Source organism: Clostridium sp. YIM B02551 (assembly GCF_022324735.1).
Lineage (GTDB): Bacteria > Bacillota > Clostridia > Clostridiales > Clostridiaceae > Clostridium_T > Clostridium_T paridis.
In genome coordinates, this window is record NZ_JAKGTF010000003.1 from 218,416 (window position 1) to 237,571 (window position 19,156).

General features: G+C 30.6%; 18 protein-coding genes, 1 riboswitch and 1 other annotated feature. Of the genes, 8 read left to right on the forward strand and 10 right to left on the reverse strand.

Going from position 1 to position 19,156, the window contains the following annotated elements:
• Window positions 1-102 precede the first annotated feature (102 nt).
• Window positions 103-279, reverse strand: coding sequence for a hypothetical protein (locus tag L1S47_RS05255; protein WP_238882421.1), 177 nt, complete (start codon window positions 277-279; stop codon window positions 103-105).
• 16 nt (window positions 280-295) lie between these two features.
• Window positions 296-943, reverse strand: coding sequence for a restriction endonuclease (locus L1S47_RS05260; RefSeq protein ID WP_238882422.1), 648 nt, complete (start codon window positions 941-943; stop codon window positions 296-298).
• Between the two features lie 196 nt (window positions 944-1,139).
• Between L1S47_RS05260 and rbr the strand changes: the two genes are divergently transcribed.
• The 6 genes from rbr to L1S47_RS05290 all read left to right on the forward strand — a co-directional run bounded on the left by rbr (window position 1,140) and on the right by L1S47_RS05290 (window position 6,745).
• Complete coding sequence (gene rbr, locus L1S47_RS05265; protein ID WP_238882423.1) at window positions 1,140-1,724, forward strand: rubrerythrin; 585 nt, start codon at window positions 1,140-1,142, stop codon at window positions 1,722-1,724.
• Window positions 1,725-1,798: 74 nt separating this feature from the next.
• Complete coding sequence (locus L1S47_RS05270) at window positions 1,799-2,635, forward strand: methyl-accepting chemotaxis protein (protein WP_238882424.1); 837 nt, start codon at window positions 1,799-1,801, stop codon at window positions 2,633-2,635.
• Window positions 2,636-2,749: 114 nt separating this feature from the next.
• Window positions 2,750-4,261, forward strand: coding sequence for a spore germination protein (locus tag L1S47_RS05275; RefSeq protein WP_238882425.1), 1,512 nt, complete (start codon window positions 2,750-2,752; stop codon window positions 4,259-4,261).
• Window positions 4,254-5,420: a Ger(x)C family spore germination protein gene (locus L1S47_RS05280; protein ID WP_238882426.1), complete on the forward strand. Its 1,167-nt coding sequence runs from the start codon at window positions 4,254-4,256 to the stop codon at window positions 5,418-5,420. The genes L1S47_RS05275 and L1S47_RS05280 overlap by 8 nt, the downstream gene beginning before the upstream one ends.
• Window position 5,421: 1 nt before the next feature.
• On the forward strand, window positions 5,422-5,637 hold the full coding sequence (locus tag L1S47_RS05285) for a hypothetical protein (RefSeq protein ID WP_238882427.1): 216 nt from the start codon (window positions 5,422-5,424) through the stop codon (window positions 5,635-5,637).
• A gap of 16 nt (window positions 5,638-5,653) precedes the next feature.
• On the forward strand, window positions 5,654-6,745 hold the full coding sequence (locus L1S47_RS05290) for an endospore germination permease (protein WP_238882428.1): 1,092 nt from the start codon (window positions 5,654-5,656) through the stop codon (window positions 6,743-6,745).
• A gap of 49 nt (window positions 6,746-6,794) precedes the next feature.
• Here L1S47_RS05290 and L1S47_RS05295 read toward each other — a convergent pair whose 3' ends face one another.
• From L1S47_RS05295 to adhE, 5 genes are all read right to left on the reverse strand, one after another.
• Entirely contained in the window at window positions 6,795-7,706 is a 912-nt protein-coding gene (locus tag L1S47_RS05295; protein ID WP_238882429.1) for a PLP-dependent cysteine synthase family protein, read from the reverse strand.
• 1 nt (window position 7,707) lies between these two features.
• Window positions 7,708-8,856, reverse strand: coding sequence for a PLP-dependent aspartate aminotransferase family protein (locus L1S47_RS05300; protein WP_238882430.1), 1,149 nt, complete (start codon window positions 8,854-8,856; stop codon window positions 7,708-7,710).
• A 25-nt stretch (window positions 8,857-8,881) separates the two neighbouring features.
• Entirely contained in the window at window positions 8,882-9,505 is a 624-nt protein-coding gene (locus L1S47_RS05305; protein WP_238882504.1) for a class I SAM-dependent methyltransferase, read from the reverse strand.
• Between the two features lie 150 nt (window positions 9,506-9,655).
• Window positions 9,656-9,893 (reverse strand) — a binding site (T-box leader).
• Between the two features lie 265 nt (window positions 9,894-10,158).
• A complete protein-coding gene (hcp, locus tag L1S47_RS05310; protein ID WP_238882505.1) occupies window positions 10,159-11,790 on the reverse strand; it encodes a hydroxylamine reductase in 1,632 nt (543 codons plus the stop codon).
• Window positions 11,791-11,973: 183 nt separating this feature from the next.
• The gene (gene adhE / locus L1S47_RS05315; protein WP_238882431.1) at window positions 11,974-14,568 is read right to left on the reverse strand and encodes a bifunctional acetaldehyde-CoA/alcohol dehydrogenase; all 2,595 of its coding nucleotides are present in this window, start codon (window positions 14,566-14,568) and stop codon (window positions 11,974-11,976) included.
• A 241-nt stretch (window positions 14,569-14,809) separates the two neighbouring features.
• Here adhE and L1S47_RS05320 point away from each other — a divergent pair, with 241 nt between their 5' ends.
• Window positions 14,810-16,234 carry a YARHG domain-containing protein gene (locus L1S47_RS05320; protein ID WP_238882432.1) on the forward strand — a complete coding sequence of 475 codons (1,425 nt, stop codon included), beginning with the start codon at window positions 14,810-14,812 and terminating at the stop codon, window positions 16,232-16,234.
• 41 nt (window positions 16,235-16,275) lie between these two features.
• Here the strand turns inward: L1S47_RS05320 and L1S47_RS20545 are convergent, their stop codons facing one another.
• The 3 genes from L1S47_RS20545 to fabV form a co-directional block, all read right to left on the reverse strand.
• On the reverse strand, window positions 16,276-16,401 hold the full coding sequence (locus tag L1S47_RS20545) for a hypothetical protein (protein WP_275297783.1): 126 nt from the start codon (window positions 16,399-16,401) through the stop codon (window positions 16,276-16,278).
• Between the two features lie 158 nt (window positions 16,402-16,559).
• Window positions 16,560-17,132 (reverse strand): xanthine phosphoribosyltransferase, encoded by a 573-nt coding sequence (locus tag L1S47_RS05325; RefSeq protein ID WP_238882433.1) that lies wholly within the window; start codon window positions 17,130-17,132, stop codon window positions 16,560-16,562.
• A gap of 90 nt (window positions 17,133-17,222) precedes the next feature.
• Window positions 17,223-17,323, reverse strand: a riboswitch (purine riboswitch).
• Window positions 17,324-17,366: 43 nt separating this feature from the next.
• Window positions 17,367-18,530 carry an enoyl-ACP reductase FabV gene (gene fabV, locus L1S47_RS05330; RefSeq protein ID WP_238882434.1) on the reverse strand — a complete coding sequence of 388 codons (1,164 nt, stop codon included), beginning with the start codon at window positions 18,528-18,530 and terminating at the stop codon, window positions 17,367-17,369.
• Between the two features lie 142 nt (window positions 18,531-18,672).
• On the opposite strand from fabV, the gene L1S47_RS05335 reads away from it, so the two are divergent.
• Window positions 18,673-19,143: a flavodoxin gene (locus L1S47_RS05335; RefSeq protein ID WP_238882435.1), complete on the forward strand. Its 471-nt coding sequence runs from the start codon at window positions 18,673-18,675 to the stop codon at window positions 19,141-19,143.
• The last annotated feature ends 13 nt before the right edge of the window (window positions 19,144-19,156 follow it).

The window sequence follows — 19,156 nt, forward strand, 5'->3', positions numbered from 1 at the left end:
TTTCTTACAATAAATATGAATTTTTAATGGTTCAAAATCTACATAACTACGTTTCTTTACCACTTTTTTCTCATCTACCAAGTTAATATTATATACTTATAACTATTTAATAATTTTTACTAAATCTTTTTTTAATAATTCACTTTTACTAAAACCATTTCTAAAATATCTTATCTGCTTATATTGAACTCCATTTAGTTCTAAGTCCAATACATCAATTCTATCTCCTGTATAAGTTATTGGATCTTTTTTTCCTACTATATATACTCTTACTTCCATTTCTTTCACTCCTTGTTTATATTTTTTCTTTATATGTACATTTTGGGTAATTAGAACAACCTAAAAACTCGCCATATGGTCCATTTCTTAACACTAGTTTTCCTCCGCAACTTGGGCATTCACTATCATATTTTTCTTTAATCAACTTATCTATATCCCTTCTATCCCAGAGCACTACATTATTCACCATAGCTAGTTTTTTTGCATTATCACTATAGTAACTATTCGTAACCACCATTGCTTCAGTGGCTTTATAATATCTCATTGACGCCACGACTTGCTGAATTGCTTCTACTCCTACAATACTTTTCCAACGTTTAGCCTGAACAACCTTTTTGCCCCTAAACTTTTTCAGTATAAGATCTGCACCATAATCAGCAGTTCTTGGGGTTAATTTACATTTGTACCCTAAATCCTTAAATTTCACTTGAAGATACTCTTCAAATTCTTCCCCAGACATGATATCAATTTCATTAAAAGTTGCATTTCTTAGTTTCTCAATTCTTCTCTTTTTAAAGACAACATAAATTAGAATAAATAAAATTAATGCAACCATAGGTACAACTTTCTGATTTTTGTATATATAAAAATATATAAAAATTATTAAGTATAAAAATATAATAAATCTTTGCATCTTTTGTATTTTGTTTAATCTTCTTTTCATTAGTAGCACCTTCTAGTTTAATTATGTAAACCAATCATTATATTTCTTTCCAGAGATAATTATATACAATATTTTGGTCTCAATCAAAAGTATATAAACATATTTGGTGTAAATGTTGATTTTTGTATTTATTTTGAATTTATTGTATAATTATTTTATATTCAATATTTTTAAATTAATGTTAGGAGGAGATTTTATGTCATTAAAAGGTACAGAAACAGCAAAAAATCTGCTTGCGTCATTTGCAGGTGAATCTCAAGCAAGAAATAGGTACACCTATTATGCAAGTGTTGCAAAAAAACAAGGGTATCTTCAAATTGCCGAAATTTTTCTTGAAACTGCAGAACAAGAAAAAGAACATGCTAAAAGATTCTTTAAGTTTTTGGCAGAAGATTATAAAGATGAAGCAATTGAAATTACAGCTTCTTATCCAGTTTCACTTTCTACAGAAACAGTGGACAATCTAAAATCTGCTGCTGCTGGTGAAAATGAAGAATGGACAGATTTATATCCTAAGTTTGCTGAGATTGCAAGAAAAGAAGGTTTTCAAGATGTAGCTCTGGCTTACGATAATATTAGTAAAGTAGAAAATTTCCATGAAAAAAGGTATAGAAAATTAGTTGAAAGTATTGAAAAGGGGCAAGTTTTTGAAAAAGATGAAGCAGTGTTATGGAAATGTAGTAATTGTGGATTCATATATGAAGGAAAGAAAGCTCCACTTAAATGCCCTGCTTGCTTACATGACCAAAAGTACTTTAGGATTTTAGAAGAAAATTATTAAGAAGATTTTTTTGGGTGAAGTAAATTTTTTTACTCCACCCTTATATTTTAATACATATTTTTAGGAGGATATACATGATTAATCCAATCTCTGATAACGAAATACTTAATTCCTTTAACACTCTTCTACCCTACTTGCCAAGTATGTTTGATGATGATGTTGCATTAGGTATTACCGACACTACTACATATTTAAAATATCAAAGCTCACCTACACTAGACTTACGAATCACCGTAGGAGACAAGATACCAAATAGCGGTGGTGCTTATGAAGCAATTAAGTCAGGACAAACTCTTATAAAAGATGTTCCTAAAGAAGTATATGGGGTTGCTTTTAGATCTTATGCTATCCCTATAAAGAATGAAAGTAATGAAGTTGTAGGATGTCTTCTTATAGGTAGAAGCTTAGCCAAAAAGAATGAAGTCGTTTCTCTTACAAAAACACTTTCATCATCCTTAAGTCAAATATCACAAGCAGTTAGTACTCTTTCAGTGGGAGTTCAGGATGTGGTTAATATGAATACTGATATTTCTCAAATGGTTCAAGAAGCTGATGCCTCATCAAAGGATACAGATGATATCTTAAAATTCATACAAGGCATTTCAAATCAAACAAACATGTTAGGATTAAATGCTGCTATTGAAGCATCAAGAGCTGGAGAACTTGGTAGGGGATTCGCAGTGGTAGCTACTGAGATTAGGAAGCTCTCATCTTCTACTAGTGAATCTATACGAAAGATAGATAATGTTTTAAAAAGCATAAATGAAACAGTTACTGCAATAAACGGCAGAGTAACTGAATCAAATAACATTTTTCAAGATCAAGTAGCAACTCTTGAAGAAATTGCTGCTTCTATAGAAGAATTAAATGTTTCTTCTCAAGTTCTTACTAATCTATCTGAGAAAATATAATAATAAATATATAAAAAAGGCTTATGCAAACGGATTTGTATAAGTCTTTTTTATATGTATATTAATCTTAAAGTTTTACAAACTATCTATATATGAATTTAAGGAGGTGGTATGATGAAAAACTCCAAAAAGAGTAAATCCTCAAATGAATCTTTGCTTACTGACAATAGAATTCTTGATAAATCTTTAGAGAAGAACATTACACTAATTAAAGGAATATTTCAGAAAGATGATACATTGACAACTAGAAGAATGGAGAATTATTCTAATAGCAACTTAAAGGGTTGTCTATTTTTTATACAAGGTATGATTAATAGTGATTACTTAAGTGATAGTATTATAAAGCCCTTTTTAAAACTTAATGAACCAAATACAAATGCAAATTTTATAGATTTACTTGAGACTAAAGTAATCTTCTCAAACTCTATTAAGAGAACAAATGAACTTGACAAAGTTCTTGAAGCAATACTTGTTGGAGATACTGTATTACTAATAGACGGATATATTGATGCTCTAATAATTGCATCTAGAGGTTGGGAAAAACGTCCAATAGCAGAACCTGATACTGAAAAGGTTGTTAGAGGCCCTAGAGAAGGTTTTGGGGAATCATTAGTTGTTAATCTATCTATGCTCAGAAGAAAAATTCAAAATCCAAGCCTTAAATTTGAATTTAGAAAAATTGGAAGTGAAACGCATACACGAGTCTGTATATGTTACATAGAAGGTATTGCTCCAAAGGAAATCCTAGATGAATTAAATTCTAGATTAAACAAAATAGATTTAGATAGTATCCTTGATTCTCAATATATTGAAGAATTTTTAAATGAAGCTCATATTTCTCCTTTTGAAACAGTTGGTAGTACTGAAAGACCTGATACAGTAGCCGGTAAACTTTTAGAAGGTAGAGTTGCAATCTTAGTTGATGGTACACCTTTTGCATTAACAATTCCATTTTTGTTTATTGAATACTTTCAAGTAAATGAGGATTATTATAACAATTACGTATTTATGTCTTTTAATAGGATACTTAGAGTAATTGCTTCTTTTTTAACAGTAAGCGTACCAGCTATTTATTTGTCCTTTGTAACATATAATCAAGAAATGATACCCACACCACTCCTTTTAAGTATTTACGCTGCTAGAGAAAGTATTCCCTTTCCTACAATACTAGAATCTATTCTTATGCTTCTGGTATTCGAAATTCTTAGGGAAACTGGTACTAGACTTCCTACTTCCATAGGGCAGACAACAAGTATAGTTGGTGCCTTAGTACTAGGTCAAGCAGCCGTAGATGCAAGAATAGTAAGTGCTCCAATTGTCATAGTTGTAGCCCTAACTGGAATAACTGGTCTTTTAAATATTAAAACTAAAGCTGCAACTATACTACTTAGAGCCATATTTTTACTTTGCTCAGCCTTTTTAGGAGTATACGGATATATTTTTGCTCTTTTAGGATTGATTATACATCTGATGAGTTTAAAATCCTTTGGTGTGCCTTATATGCTAAGTATTGGATCAATAAAGCCAGAATATATTAAGGATACAATTATTAGAACTCCTTGGTGGTATTCTAAAGTTCATCCATTTTATATTTCATTAAAACATAAGAGGAAAAGAGGTGCCTAAAATTAAATTTCATAAATATCTTGCTTTGTTACTCTCTATGCTATTATTTACGTCTACATTATCAGGTTGTTGGAATTATAGAGAAATTGAATCCTTAATAGTTGTTTCAGGTATTGCAATAGATAAAAATCCTGATACTAATCAAATTGAAGTTACCACTGAGTTTGTTGATATTAAGACTGGTAAAGAAATTGTCACTGAAGCAAAAACAATTACCCTATCTGGTGATACCATGTTTGAAATTGCAAGAAAATTAATAACTGTTTCTGGCAAACGCGCATATTGGAGTCATTCACAAGTAATGATTATAAGTGAAACTATTGCTAGGGAAGGCTTAGCTAAAATTATAGATTGGTATGTAAGGGACGCTGAAACTAGAACTGATATCTCTGTATGCGTATCAAAAGAGAAAACTGCAAAAGAAATTTTATTTGCCCATGCTTTTACAAAGTCAATAGTATCTTTTGAACTAGCAAGCGTTCTAAAAAATGAAAGTAGTGTTTCTACTGCTCCACTAATTGATTTATGGGATTATATTTCTGATTTAAAACAAGAAGGAAAAAATGCTATGCTTCCAACAGTTCTCTTAAAAGGTAAAGGTAGAGAAGCCACTCCTTATGTAGATGGATTAGCAGTATTTAAAGGGGATAGATTAATTGGAACTATAGCAGGAGAAAGTACACAATACTTATTATTTGCTAATAATAAAATAAAAGGAGGCATTTTAACATTAGGTAAAACTCCTTATGATGAATCTCGTTCAATATCCTTAGAAATATTTAAGAGCAAATCTAAAATTAAACCAATAATATCAAATAATGAAGTAGAGATACAAATTTTAATAAATACTAAAGTAGCTTTAGCAGAAATTGAATACTTTGAAAACTTCTCTTCTGTAGATGTCAGGAAAGAAATTGAAGAAAGGGCTAATATAATGCTCCAAAATAATGTTATGGCAGTTATAAAAAGATTTCAACAAGAATATGATGCTGATGTTTTTGGATTTGGAGAAAAAATTGAAAAAGATATGCCTACAGTATGGAAAGGTATTAAAGATGATTGGCCTGAAAAATTTAAAACCTTGAAGGTAAGTGTAAAATCGGATATTAAAATAAAAAATAGTGCAACTACAAATACTCCGATTGAGATGGGTGACTAATATGATTGTAATAGTGATTTTTACTTACATTGCTATTGTCTTCTTTGATTTAATGGATCTTTATAAAAATAATTTAAAAAAAGATTTTTTTATTGCTTTAATTCTTTGCTTTATATCATTTATAGTGGCTATTTTATTATCACTTGAAGTTAAAATTCCATCTCCTGCAAAGCCTATTGCAGACTTTATAAAATATATATTTAGATGGATTAAATAAGAGGAGTGGAAAACTAATGAATAAAGAAACCTTATCTAATACTCAAGCCATATGTACCATAAATTTATTTTTAATGGGTAGCACCTTATTATTAGGGGCCGGAGCGCAGGCAAAAAATGATAACTGGATTTCAATTATTATTGCTACCTTATTAGTAATTCCTTTAGTTTATATTTATAGTAGAATACAGATATTATTCCCTAATAAAAGTTTATTTGATATTTTTAACATATTGTTTGGGAAGGTATTATCAAAGGTGTTTACAATTTTATATACCTGGTACTTCTTTCATCTTGGTGTACTCGTACTTCGGAATTTCGGAGAATTTTTAACTACTCAGGCAATGCCTGAAACGCCTATGCTTGTACCCATTATTGCATTAACACTTTTATGTATTTGGGCAGTTAAAGCTGGACTTGAAACAGTGGGTAGAAGCTCAAAAGTTCTCTTCTTAACGTGCATTTTAGTAATACTAATAATACAATTTCTTGCACTCTCAAAAGAGTCATTACCAAATATAAAACCAATTCTCAAAAATGGATGGAATCCAGTACTTTCAGGAGCATTTTCAGCCTTTTCTTTTCCTTTTGCTGAAATTGTAGTATTTATGGGATTGCCTTATTTCTACAAAGACAAGGTTCACCCCTTTAAGGTTATACTATTTTCTGTTTTAGGTATCGGCCTTGTTTTATTAATATTAGCTATTAGAAATATATTAGTTCTAGGTCCAAATAACTTAAGTAATACCTATTTTCCATCGTATATAGCTGTAAGTAGAATTCATATTGGAGACTTTCTTCAAAGAATTGAAGTATCTGTTTCTATAACTTTTGTTTCATCAATTTTTATTAAGATTAGCATTTGTCTAATGGCAGCTAGCAATGGGATTAAATCATTATTTGGACTGAGTTCATATAAGACCATAGTTCTTCAGTTAGGTTTATTAATGGCTTACTTTTCATACTTCATTTACGGTAACATAATGGAAATGTTTTTTTGGGCCTTAAATATATATCAATATTACGCTTTTCCATTTCAAGTCATAATTCCTATTTTAGTTTTAATAGTTGCGAAGGTAAGGAAACCAAAACTTGTTACAAATAATTAAAAGAAGTGAAAATATAAGTTCTTAATCTTATATTTTCACTTCTTCTTAATTAATCATAAATATTTTTGGAGAAGTATCTATCTCCTCTGTCCGGAAAAATTACCACTATATTTCCTTCTTCTATTTCTTGTGAAAGCTTATATGCAGCTGCCATCGCTGCTCCTGAAGATGATCCAACTAATATTCCTTCTTTTTTAGCTAGTTCTTTTGTATAATAAAAGGCTTCTTCATCACTAATCTTTTTTACTAAATCTATATGATGCCTATCTAAGGTTTTAGGAATAAAGTTATTCCCTATTCCCTCTATCCTATAACAGCCTTCTTCTCCTCCACCAATGGTGGAGCCATATGGATCAGCTAGTACTCCCTTGATGCTTGGGTCTTTCTCTTTAAGATATTTTAATACTCCTGTAAAAGTTCCTCCACTACCTGCACCAGCTACAAAATAATCTATATTTCCTTCTAGGTCTCTATAAATTTCTTTTCCTGTTGTCTTATAATGAGCAATTGGATTAGCATCATTTTCGAACTGCTTTAACGAAATACTATTAGGAATTTCCTTCAGTAATTTTTCAGCCACTTCACAGGCACCCGTCATTCCCTCTTCCTTTGGAGTAATGATTAGTTCTGCTCCTAGTGCTTTCAATATTGTTTGCTTTTCAACTGAAAATTTTTCAGGTATAACAAATTTAATATTATAACCCTTATTTAATGCTCCAATAGCTATTCCAATTCCTGTATTCCCTGCAGTCGCCTCTATAATAGTATTTCCTGGCTTTAATATACCTTCCTTTTCTGCTTTTTCTATCATATATAATCCAATTCTATCTTTTGTGCTTCCACCTGGATTTTGGCCTTCTAGTTTAGCAAAAATATTTACACCATCTTTTATATCAAAATTATTAATTTTAATTAACGGTGTATCTCCTATTAAATCAACAATACTATTAGCATACTTCATTTTATTTTTCCTCTTTACTATTAATTATTGCTTGTTCAATTTCATCTCTTAAATCTTCAAAGTTTTCTATTCCAACTGAAATTCTTAATAAATTATCTTTTATTCCTATTCTTTCTCTAAGCTCAACTGGTAGTGCTGCATGAGTCATGGAAGCAGGATGGCATAATAATGATTCAATTCCTCCTAAGCTTTCCCCAAATGTTATTAATTCTAATGAATTAATAAACTTCTTAAAATCATATCCTTCTTTTAACTTAAAGGATACAACTCCTCCAAAACCTCTTGCCTGAGCTTTTTGTATTTCATGACCTGGATGATCCTTTAAACCTGGATAAAATACTTCTTCGATAGCCTCATGTGCTTTAAGATATTCTGCTATCTTTTGAGCGTTATCTGCATGCTTATCTAATCTAACACTTAATGTTTTTATTCCTCTTACTAATAAATAAGAATCAAATGGAGGAAGCACTGCTCCAATTGAATTTTGTAAAAAAGCTAATCTTTCAGCAATTTCAGTGTTATTTGTAACTGCAAGACCTGCAACTACATCTGAATGTCCTCCTAAGTATTTTGTAGCAGAATGCACTACAACGTCTGCTCCTAAACTTAGTGGATTTTGAAAATATGGAGTCATAAAAGTATTATCAACTATAACAGTTAAATTTTTCTTTTTAGCTTCTTCTGCAACCCTCTTAATATCAGTTATAGATAATAACGGGTTTGTTGGAGTTTCTATAAATACTCCTTTAACATCCTCAGATATAGTAGAAAAATCAAAAGTATTAAAATCTTCAACTATATCATATTTAAGCCCAAAGTTTGAAAATACTTTATCAATTACTCTAAAGGTTCCTCCATATAGATTATTATTAATTAAAATTCTATCTCCTGATTTAAATAAATTTAATACAGTAGATGTAGCAGCCATACCAGAGGCAAATGCAAACCCTCTTACCCCACCTTCTAAATCACTTATTAATTTTTCTACAGCCTCTCTTGTTGGGTTACCTGTTCTTGCATATTCATATCCAAGATTTACCCCAAATTCTGGTTGTTTAAATGTTGAAGAAAGATATACTGGTACGTTTACCGCTCCTGTTGTCTTGTCTGATGAAATTCCTCCGTGAATTACTAATGAATCAATTTTCATAATTTCCTCCTAATTTGTATAATATTTATTTTTCCCCATATGCTAAAAAAATCCCTGTTTGCGTATATTCGCCTTTTGAAGATACGCCTTTGCATTCTAGCCCCGTTGAGTTTACACTAACATTTTTAAATCCTGCCTTTATCATCCATTCTTCTATTTGCTCATGCGAAAAACCTAACCAAATATCAAACATTTCTTCTCTAGCCCATTCTCCATGATGTTCTTCTACATCTGTAATTACAACTTTTCCGTCCTGCTTTAATATTCTATTAATCTCTTCAATAGCTTTAAATGGATTTTCTACATGATGTAGTGCCATATTAGTAAAGACCACATCTGTTGATTCATCGAATAGAGGTATTGCCTCCATTCCACCTTTTATAGGAAAAATATTGTTGTAGTTTTTGTTTTTAGCAGAACTATATAGTTCTTTTAGCATATTTTTAGAAATATCTACCGGAAAAACTATCTTTGAAGTTTTTACTGCTTCTAGTGAAATAAATCCTGTTCCACATCCTAAATCTGCTACTATCTTGTCCTTTATATCTACTTTACTTAATGCTACATTTCGAACCTCTTCTTTAAAATAACCTGTCCTAATTTCATTCCAAGAGCTGGCAATACTATTAAAATAGTTAACTGAGTTTATCATATCTTAACCCTCCTTAAGGGCTTGTAACTGTGAAACTTAGTCTATGATACTAGTTCTTATATAAAATATATTTCTAGTATATTTTTACTTATAGCTCTGCATAAAACCCTTTTAATTTTAAATCAAATAAAAAAAGGACTCATCACCTAAAGAGGCAGTAAGTCCGCGGTTCCACTCTTCTTAAATCCCTAAATAAGGATTAACTTAAATCGAGTACATGAAATATACTCTAGCGTAGTAACAGACGCCCCTGCATTGCTTACTTTAAATTCAGCTTTGAGTTCAAAGATGCATTCCTTTAAGTCCTTCTAAATTTTCCTTTCAGCCAAGGGAAAACCTCTCTGATAGCTTTTCTTAAAGTACTAATTCTTATCATCACTTTTATTTCATACAATTCCTATATGATATATAGTATATGCTTAAGAGTTGCTTTTGTCAATAATTTTAAAATATAAATTTATCTATATAGGGTTTTAAGTTCAACTAATAACTTATTCGTGCCTGAAAATGTCCAGAAACCGACATTTTTAAACAAGAAAAAGTTAAGTTTCCTATAAAAAAACCTATATAATGCAAAAAAGATGGTGCCTCAAATCATATTGAGACACCATCGTATATTTGTAAGGGATTATATGGACTAAATTATTTAATTACATTTCCATGAACATTTTAACATCATCTTCAACATTTGTTATTCCACCGATACCAAAGTTTTCAACTAAAACTTTAGCTACATTTGGTGAAAGGAATGCTGGTAATGTTGGTCCTAAGTGAATGTTCTTTACACCTAAGTATAGTAAGCTTAATAATACTATTACAGCTTTTTGTTCATACCATGCAATATTGAATGCTATTGGTAATTCATTTATATCTTCTAATTCAAATACTTCTTTTAATTTTAATGCTATTAATGCTAATGAGTATGAATCGTTACATTGTCCAGCATCTAATACTCTTGGAATTCCTCCAATATCACCTAATTCTAACTTATTATATTTATACTTAGCACAACCTGCTGTTAAAATAACTGTATCGTTAGGTATTGTTTTTGCAAAATCAGTATAGTATTGTCTGCTCTTAGCTCTTCCATCACAACCAGCCATTACGAAGAATTTCTTGATTGCTCCTGATTTAACTGCATCTACTACCTTATCAGCTAATGCAAATACTTGATTGTGAGCGAATCCTCCAATGATTTCTCCTGTTTCTATTTCAGTTGGAGCTTGACATTTTTTAGCTAATTCAATAATTTCTGTGAAATCTTTTGCTTGTCCATTAACTCCAGCTTCAATATGCTTGCAACCTTCAAAACCTGCTGCTCCAGTTGTAAATAATCTGTCCTTATATGAAGCTCTTGGTGGTACAATACAGTTTGTTGTCATTAGTATTGGTCCATTAAAGCTTTCGAATTCTTCATTTTGTTTCCACCATGCATTTCCATAGTTTCCTACGAAGTGTGAGTATTTCTTAAATGCTGGATAGTAGTGAGCTGGTAACATTTCTGAGTGAGTGTATACATCTACTCCAGTTCCTTCTGTTTGCTTTAATAATTCTTCTATATCCTTTAAATCATGTCCTGAAATAAGTATTCCTGGGTTCTTTCCAACTCCAATGTTTACTTTTGTTATTTCTGGATTTCCGTAAGTTCCAGTGTTTGCTCCATCTAGTAGCGCCATAGCGTCAACTCCAACTTTACCAGTTTCTAATGTTAAAGCTATTAATTCTTCTGCTGATAATTTATCATCTAATGTTTTACTTAATGCTTTTTGTAGGAATGCATTAATTTCAGCATTATCATAATCTAAAGCATTAGCATGCTTTAAGTAAGCAGACATACCTTTTAATCCGTAAGTAATTAATTCTCTTAAACTTCTAACATCTTCATTTTCAGTTGCTAGTACTCCAACTGATGGTGCTTTTGCATCAATTTCTTCATTAGTTGTAGCAGTCCATAATGCAGCTTCACTTAAATCAGCTTTATTAGATAACTTTTCAATTAGTTCATTTTTTATCTTAAGAGTTTCGTTTATTCTTTTGTAGAATACTTCATTATCAAAGTTTGCATTTGTGATTGTAGTGAATAGATTTATTGTTACATAATGATCTACTTCTGCAGCAATCTTTATTCCTTCTTCTCTTGATTTTGTAGTAACTTCTGAAAGCCCTTTAGTTGCATAAATTAAAACATCTTGTAACCCAGCAAGTTCTGGTGTCTTTCCACAAACTCCTTTTATTGTACATCCACTGCATCCAGCGGTTTCTTGACATTGATAACAAAACATACTCATTCTTTAATTCCTCCATTTATATTAATTTCTATTTTTGTTCTCTCTTGATCACAAGTTAATTATATTTGCATTTGAAAAGATTTTCGGTAACTAAAGTTACCAATAAAAAAAATCTTACTACTTTAGTAAGATTTTTTCCAAACATTATCTCTTTATTCTTAAATTAGTTAATGCTAATTACTTGCCTGCACCTTCATATGCATTTATATACATTTGCTTAATTTCACTCATTAATGGATACCTTGGATTTGCACCTGTACATTGATCATCAAAAGCCTGCTCTACCATTTCATCCAAGGTAGAATAAAACCTATCTTTTGTAACTCCATATTCTGCTATGGTTTTAGGCATTCCTATCTGTGTTTTTAAAACATCTATCTTTTTAATAAGTCTATCTATTTTTTCTTCCTCCGTATTCCCTCCAAGATTTAAATAATCTGCTATAACAGCATATCTCCATTTAACGTTAGGATATTTGTACTGTGGAAATGCTGCTTGTTTTCTTGGATCATCTACCGCATTAAATCTTATAACTTCATCAATTAACAAAGCATTTGCCACTCCATGAGGCACATGGTGCATTGAGCCTAACTTATGGGCCATAGAATGACATATTCCTAAGAATGAATTTGCAAAAGCCATTCCAGCCATAGTAGCTGCATGTGCCATTTTTTCTCTTGCTTTAACACTAGTAGTTCCGTTATTATATGCTTCAGGTAAGTATTTAAATATCAATCTAATAGATTCTAATGCTAATCCATTAGTATATTCTGATGCTAAAACTGAGGCATAGGCTTCAATTGCATGAGTTAAAGCATCTATGCCTGATGCAGCTGTTAACCCCTTTGGCATCTTCATCATAAGCTCCGCATCTACTATTGCCATATCTGGGGTTAGTTCATAGTCCGCAAGAGGATATTTTACTCCTGTTTTTTCATCAGTAATTACTGCAAATGGAGTTACTTCAGAGCCAGTTCCTGCTGATGTTGGCACCGCAACAAAATATGCTTTTTCTCCCATTGTAGGGAACTTATAAACTCTCTTTCTAATATCCATAAATCTCATGGCAAGATCTTCAAATCTTACTTCTGGATGCTCATACATTACCCACATTATTTTAGCTGCATCCATAGGAGAACCTCCGCCCAATGCAATTATAACATCTGGCTTAAAACTTTCCATCTCATCAGCACCTTTAGTTGCTGTAGCCAATGTTGGATCAGGTTCAACATCAAAGAATATCTTAAAGTCTATATCACCTTCCTCAAGTACTTTGGTCAATTCATCTGTGTATCCCAAATTATATAAAACTTTATCTGTTACTATAAAAGCTCTCTTTTTACCCACGTCTGCCAATTCTCTAAGGGCCACTCCCAAAGAACCATACTTAAAGTAAATTTTTTCTGGTACTCTAAACCAAAGCATATTTTCTCTCCTTTCAGCTACACTCTTTATATTCAAAAGGTGTTTAGGTCCAACATTTTCTGAAACAGAATTTCCACCCCATGACCCGCAGCCTAGTGTTAGAGAAGGAGGTAATTTGAAATTATAAATATCACCTATAGCCCCTTGTGATGCAGGCATATTTATTATAGTTCTAGCAGTTTTCATTGTTGCTCCAAACTTTTCAATTCTATCTTTAGATCTAATTTGATCTGTATATAAAACTGAGGTATGACCAAAGCCACCTAGCTCAATTAATCTAACTGCTTTCACTAAGGCTTCCTCAAAATTTTCTACTTTATACATAGCTAAAATAGGTGATAATTTTTCATGGGAAAAAGGTTCTTCTAATTCCACAGATTCCACCTCACCTATCAAGACCTTAGCTTCTTCAGGTACAGTAATTCCTGCAAGTTTACCAATATTATAAGCACTTTGGCCAACGATACCTGAGTTAAGTCCACCTTTATCATTTAAAATTATTGCTCTTACTTTATCTTTTTCCTCTGGATTTAAAATATATGCTCCACGATCTTGTAGTTCTTTTCTAACTTCTGAATATATAGAATCCATAACCACTAACGCTTGTTCAGATGCACAAATCACTCCATTATCAAATGTTTTTGATAATAGAATAGAGCTTACTGTGGTTTTTATATGTGCAGTCTCATCAATTATTACTGGGGTATTACCAGAGCCAACTCCTAGTGCTGGTTTGCCTGATGAATATGCTGCTTTAACCATTGCAGGTCCCCCTGTAGCTAAAATTATATCTGCTTCCTTCATTACTAATTGTGAAAGCTCAACAGATGGTTCATCTATCCACCCAATGATATTTTCTGGTGCTCCCGCCTTTACCGCAGCTTCTAGAACTATTCTCGCTGCCTCAATAGTTGATTTTTTAGCTCTTGGATGTGGTGAAAAAATAATTCCATTTCTAGTTTTTAGTGATATTAATGATTTAAAAATAGCTGTAGAAGTTGGATTAGTAGTAGGTATAATAGCTGCTACTACACCAATTGGTTCAACAACCTTAGTAATACCAAAAGCATCATCCCTTTCAAGTATCCCACAAGTTTTCATATCCTTGTATTGATTGTATATATACTCTGAAGCAAAATGATTTTTGATTACTTTATCCTCTACTATGCCCATACCAGTTTCTTCGGTGGCCGCCTTTGCTAATAGAATTCTTGCATTGTTTGCTGCCATTGCAGCTTCTCTGAATATCTTATCTACCTGCTCTTGAGAGTATGTAGAGAACTTTTTTTGGGCTATTCTTATTTCCTTAATTTTTTCCATTAACTCTTCTGAATTTGTTACTTTCATAATGCCCTCCTTAAATTTAAATAGCTTTATGAATAGTATTCACTACTTATTTTCAAAATATCATAAATTCCTTAAGGGTATGAGAAAATTAAAACTTACTTTCTCACTTAATTTTTTTTATTAATGTAAAAGTATTTAATATTTTGTGTAACATTATATGAAAGATTAATAGTATATAAATTGAGAGTGTTTTAAAAAAATATATATTATGAAAGTAAAAATATGTATAAGGGGGATGTAAATGAAATTTTGTACTAAATGCGGAAGTCCTATTTCAGATGATGTGGAATTTTGTGAAAAATGTGAACAAAAAACAAATAATGAAACGCCTAATTTAGATGCAAAATCTAAGGTTATGAAAAATAACTTATCTAAAGAAATAAATGATTTATCCAAAAACAACACTTCTAAGAAAAAATCTTCAAACCTTACTATAAAAATAATAATAGGTTTATTATTATTTCTTGTAATATTAGTTGTGTTGTTCTTTAATAAAATAAAGGGAGAATATTATGTATTTAAATATAACAATACAGAAATAACACACGATAAGGTAGATTATGCAGTAAATGCAGTGAAATCACTAAGGACAAGCAATGCTAAGGATTTACTTGAAAATGTGCTAATTGAAATGTCTAAAACTGATATCAATACAGCAGAAACTAAACTTCAAGAAGTATCTAGTTTATTATCTGAAGATGAATATAAACGCATAGCTATAGAGATAAAAGAAATTAAGGTAAATAAACTTTATGCTGAAGGCAGATACGAAGATATAATTAAGGAATTTAAAGAGATAAATAAATTAGGCGGAGATTTTAAATCTAATGTGAATTATGATAATGTTATGCTAAATATTTCTTCAAAGCTAACAAATACACCATTACAAAATTCAAAAGGATTACTTATGAAGTATGAAGACGTTTACTATGACGACTTCGACGGAGATTCTTTCGATGAAATAATACATTTGCAAAATATGAATTACAATTACGGAGCAATATTAAAACTTGACTTGTTTAGAATTACTAATGGACAATACAAAGTAGTTGATACTAAAACTTTTAGTGAACATTGGAATTCTGAAATACAAGGAGTATATGAATTTGCTAAAGGAGTAAAAGGAGCATTTATTCATTACAGTAATAGCTCAGGAGACTCTTGTACAAGTGTTTTTGGATTTGATAACGAAGAAATACTATTTAAAGGTACAGTAATTGCTAATAACTATACAATGCCAGATGATATTGATAAAGATGGTATTTATGAAGTGGTTGGAAATAACTTAACAGCAGCATCTTCAACTATTTTAAAAAAGTGGTTCAGAATTTACGAAGATGGAAGAACTCCAACAGAAGTAAAATCAATAGTAGAACAAGTTGCTAATGAGCCAAATAATTCTGATGATTATATCATTGAAGACAGTTATAAGAGATACCTAACTGATGGTGATTTAATGTGGTTAAGCAAAGAAGAATTAGGAATTGCTAGAAATGAAATATTTGCACGTCACGGTTATGTATTTAAGATGGATGAATACAAGAATTATTTTAACTCTAAAAGTTGGTATGTTCCTAATCCAAATTATGATGGAAGTGATTCGGCTTTAAATGAATATGAAATAGCTAATTATAAGCTAATTCAAGAATGGGAGAAAAAATATTAATCAAAAATAAAACAGCCCATTTATGGGCTGCCTTATTTAAATTAATCTATTCTATCTTTTCTATAAGCCTTCTCGCTAGCATCGAATTCAAAGTTGACTTTATTCCTAAGATTTTTTGAATATTCTTTTCTAAAGTCCTTTGAAAATACATATTTAATTACGCTCATTAAAATCAACTCCTTATTATATGTTGGATAATTATTCTTATTTAATAATTATTATATGATTATTGTTTCATTTTATCAACACTTTTATACATTATTTTTTAAAAAAATAAATCCCTAGCTCTGCATCAACTCATAGCTAAGGATTTATTTTAAGAATTTTATTTAAATAATACCTGTTCATTTTCAATTTTATCTATAATTGCTAAAGATTCTACTTTCACACCTAAGTCTTCAATTACTTTTCTTCCTGGTTGAAATCCTTTTTCAATAATTATTCCAACTGCCACTGGCTCAGCTTCACCTTGTTTTACAATGTCTATTAATCCACAGGCTGCGCAACCATTTGCTAGGAAATCATCTATAATTAAGATTCTTTCTCCTTTATTAATAAACCTTTTACTAACAACCACATCATAATCTTTATTTTTAGTAAATGAGTGTACATTAGAATGATAAAGCTCATTATCTAAATTTGATGCTAATGACTTCTTTGCAAAAACTACAGGAACATAATCAAAATATTGAGCAATTATAGTTGCAATTCCTATTCCTGAAGCTTCAATTGTAAGTATCTTGTCTATTCTTTCTCCTTTAAATCTTTCTTTAAATTCTTTCCCCATTTCATTGAATAATCTTACATCCATTTGATGATTTATAAAACCATCAACCTTAAGAATGCTATCACCAATAATTTTTCCTTCTTCTCTAATCTTCTTTTTTAGTAACTCCATAACTTTCCTCCAAAAATAAAAACCTATGGTTCTTAGTATTATTTTTCTATAAATTTATAGAAAAAGCTATTACTTCAGCCCATAGGTTCTACATACAATATTAAAGTTCGTAGCTAGATAATTTAAGGTTATCTCTAGAGACACTTGGACCATATTTCCATGTATATACGAACTGAAGTTTATATTCTCTTTTGATTGTATGTTATATTATTTTTGATAAAATTGCAATATTTTTTATACTTCTACATCTTTACTATAATCAATATTTTTTAGTCCAAATCCAAATAGTTTAAGGAATTCTTCTCTAAATCCCTCTGCATCAGATATTTCTGTTATATTTTCACTATTTATTTTTTCCCAACGTTCAATTACTTCCTTTTGAACATCTTCTCTAAGCTCTAGATCATCAATTCTTATTCTTCCTTCAGAATCTAATTGCAAATCTCCGCCATATATTCTATCGCTGAAAAGCCTATAAATTTGTTCTATGCATCCTTCATGTATTCCTTTTTCTTTCATTACTTTATAAAGTACAGAAATATATAATGGTACTATTGGTATAGCCGATGAAGCTTGAGTAACTAATCCTTTATTTACTGAAACGTAAGCTTTTCCATCAACTTCACTTAATAATTCATTTATTTCTTTTGCTTTAATATCTAAATCCTTTTTAGCCATTCCAATTGTTCCATCATTGTACATTGGATATGTTAACTTAGGTCCTATGTATGAATAAGCTAAAGTTTTTACGCCTGCATCTAAAACATCTGCTTCTTTTAATGCTTCAATCCAAAGCTTCCAGTCTTCTCCACCCATAACTTTCACTGTGTCATGTATTTCTTTTTCTGTAGCTGCCGTAACTTCTACATTAGATATTTTAAAAGTAAGAAAATCAAAAGTATTACCAGAAAAATTCTCACCAATTGTCTTAATTACAGAACTATATACCTCTCCTGTTTTAGGATCTGTTCTTCTAGGTGATGCTAGTGAATATATTATTAAATCAACTTTTCCCATATTACTTTTTATTTCATTTATAACTTGCTCTTTAATCTCATCTGAAAAGGCATCTCCGTTAATGCTATTGTGATATCCACCTAAATCCTTAGCAAATTTCTCAAATGCTTGTGTATTATACCAACCAGGAGTTGCTGTTCTTTTACCATTAGATTCTTTCTCAAAACTTACTGCCAAAGTATTTGCCCCAGCACCAAATGCTGATACAATTCTTGATGATAAACCATATCCTGTTGAAGCTCCTATAACTAGAACATTTTTAGCTCCTTCTATGGTACCTTTTTCTTTAACATATTCAATCTGTTCTTTAACATTTTCCTCACAACCTAAAGGATGGGCTGCAGTACATATAAATCCTCTAAATTTTGGTTCAATTTTCATTATAAAAATCCTCCAATTATTTTCGTATAAAAAAGTTTGATAATCAAAATATTTTACATATAAATTATATTAACACAAAATCCTTTTTTAGTCATTATTTTTTTGGTATAATATTTTTAGTTAAACGTTTAGGGGGATTACAATGGAAAGTGACAGTAGTATTATTTATTATTATTCAAGAACAAAAAATACTAAGACCGTGGCTAAAGATTTAGGAGAACTATTAAATTGTCCTGTTGAGGAAATAATCGATTGGAAAAAAAGAAAAGGAATTACTAAGTTCATTATTAGTGGATATGAAGCAATAAAAGAAAAAGAAACCAAGATTGCTCCTATTACTAAAGAGCCAAAAGATTATAAACATATTATAATAGGATTTCCTGTCTGGGCTTCCAAAATACCACCTGCTATTAGAACTTTTATTAATCTTTATAAAAAAGACATTAAGTCTATTAGCTTATTTTGCACTCAAGGTGGAAATGGAGGAGAAGCTGCTTTTTCTATTATTGAACAACTTCTAAATATAAACTCAAGTTTTAAAGTTACAATTACTAAATCTGAAGTTAATAAATTAAGTTACATAAATAAACTTGAAAATTTCTTAGACCATTAAAGTAAAAAAAAAC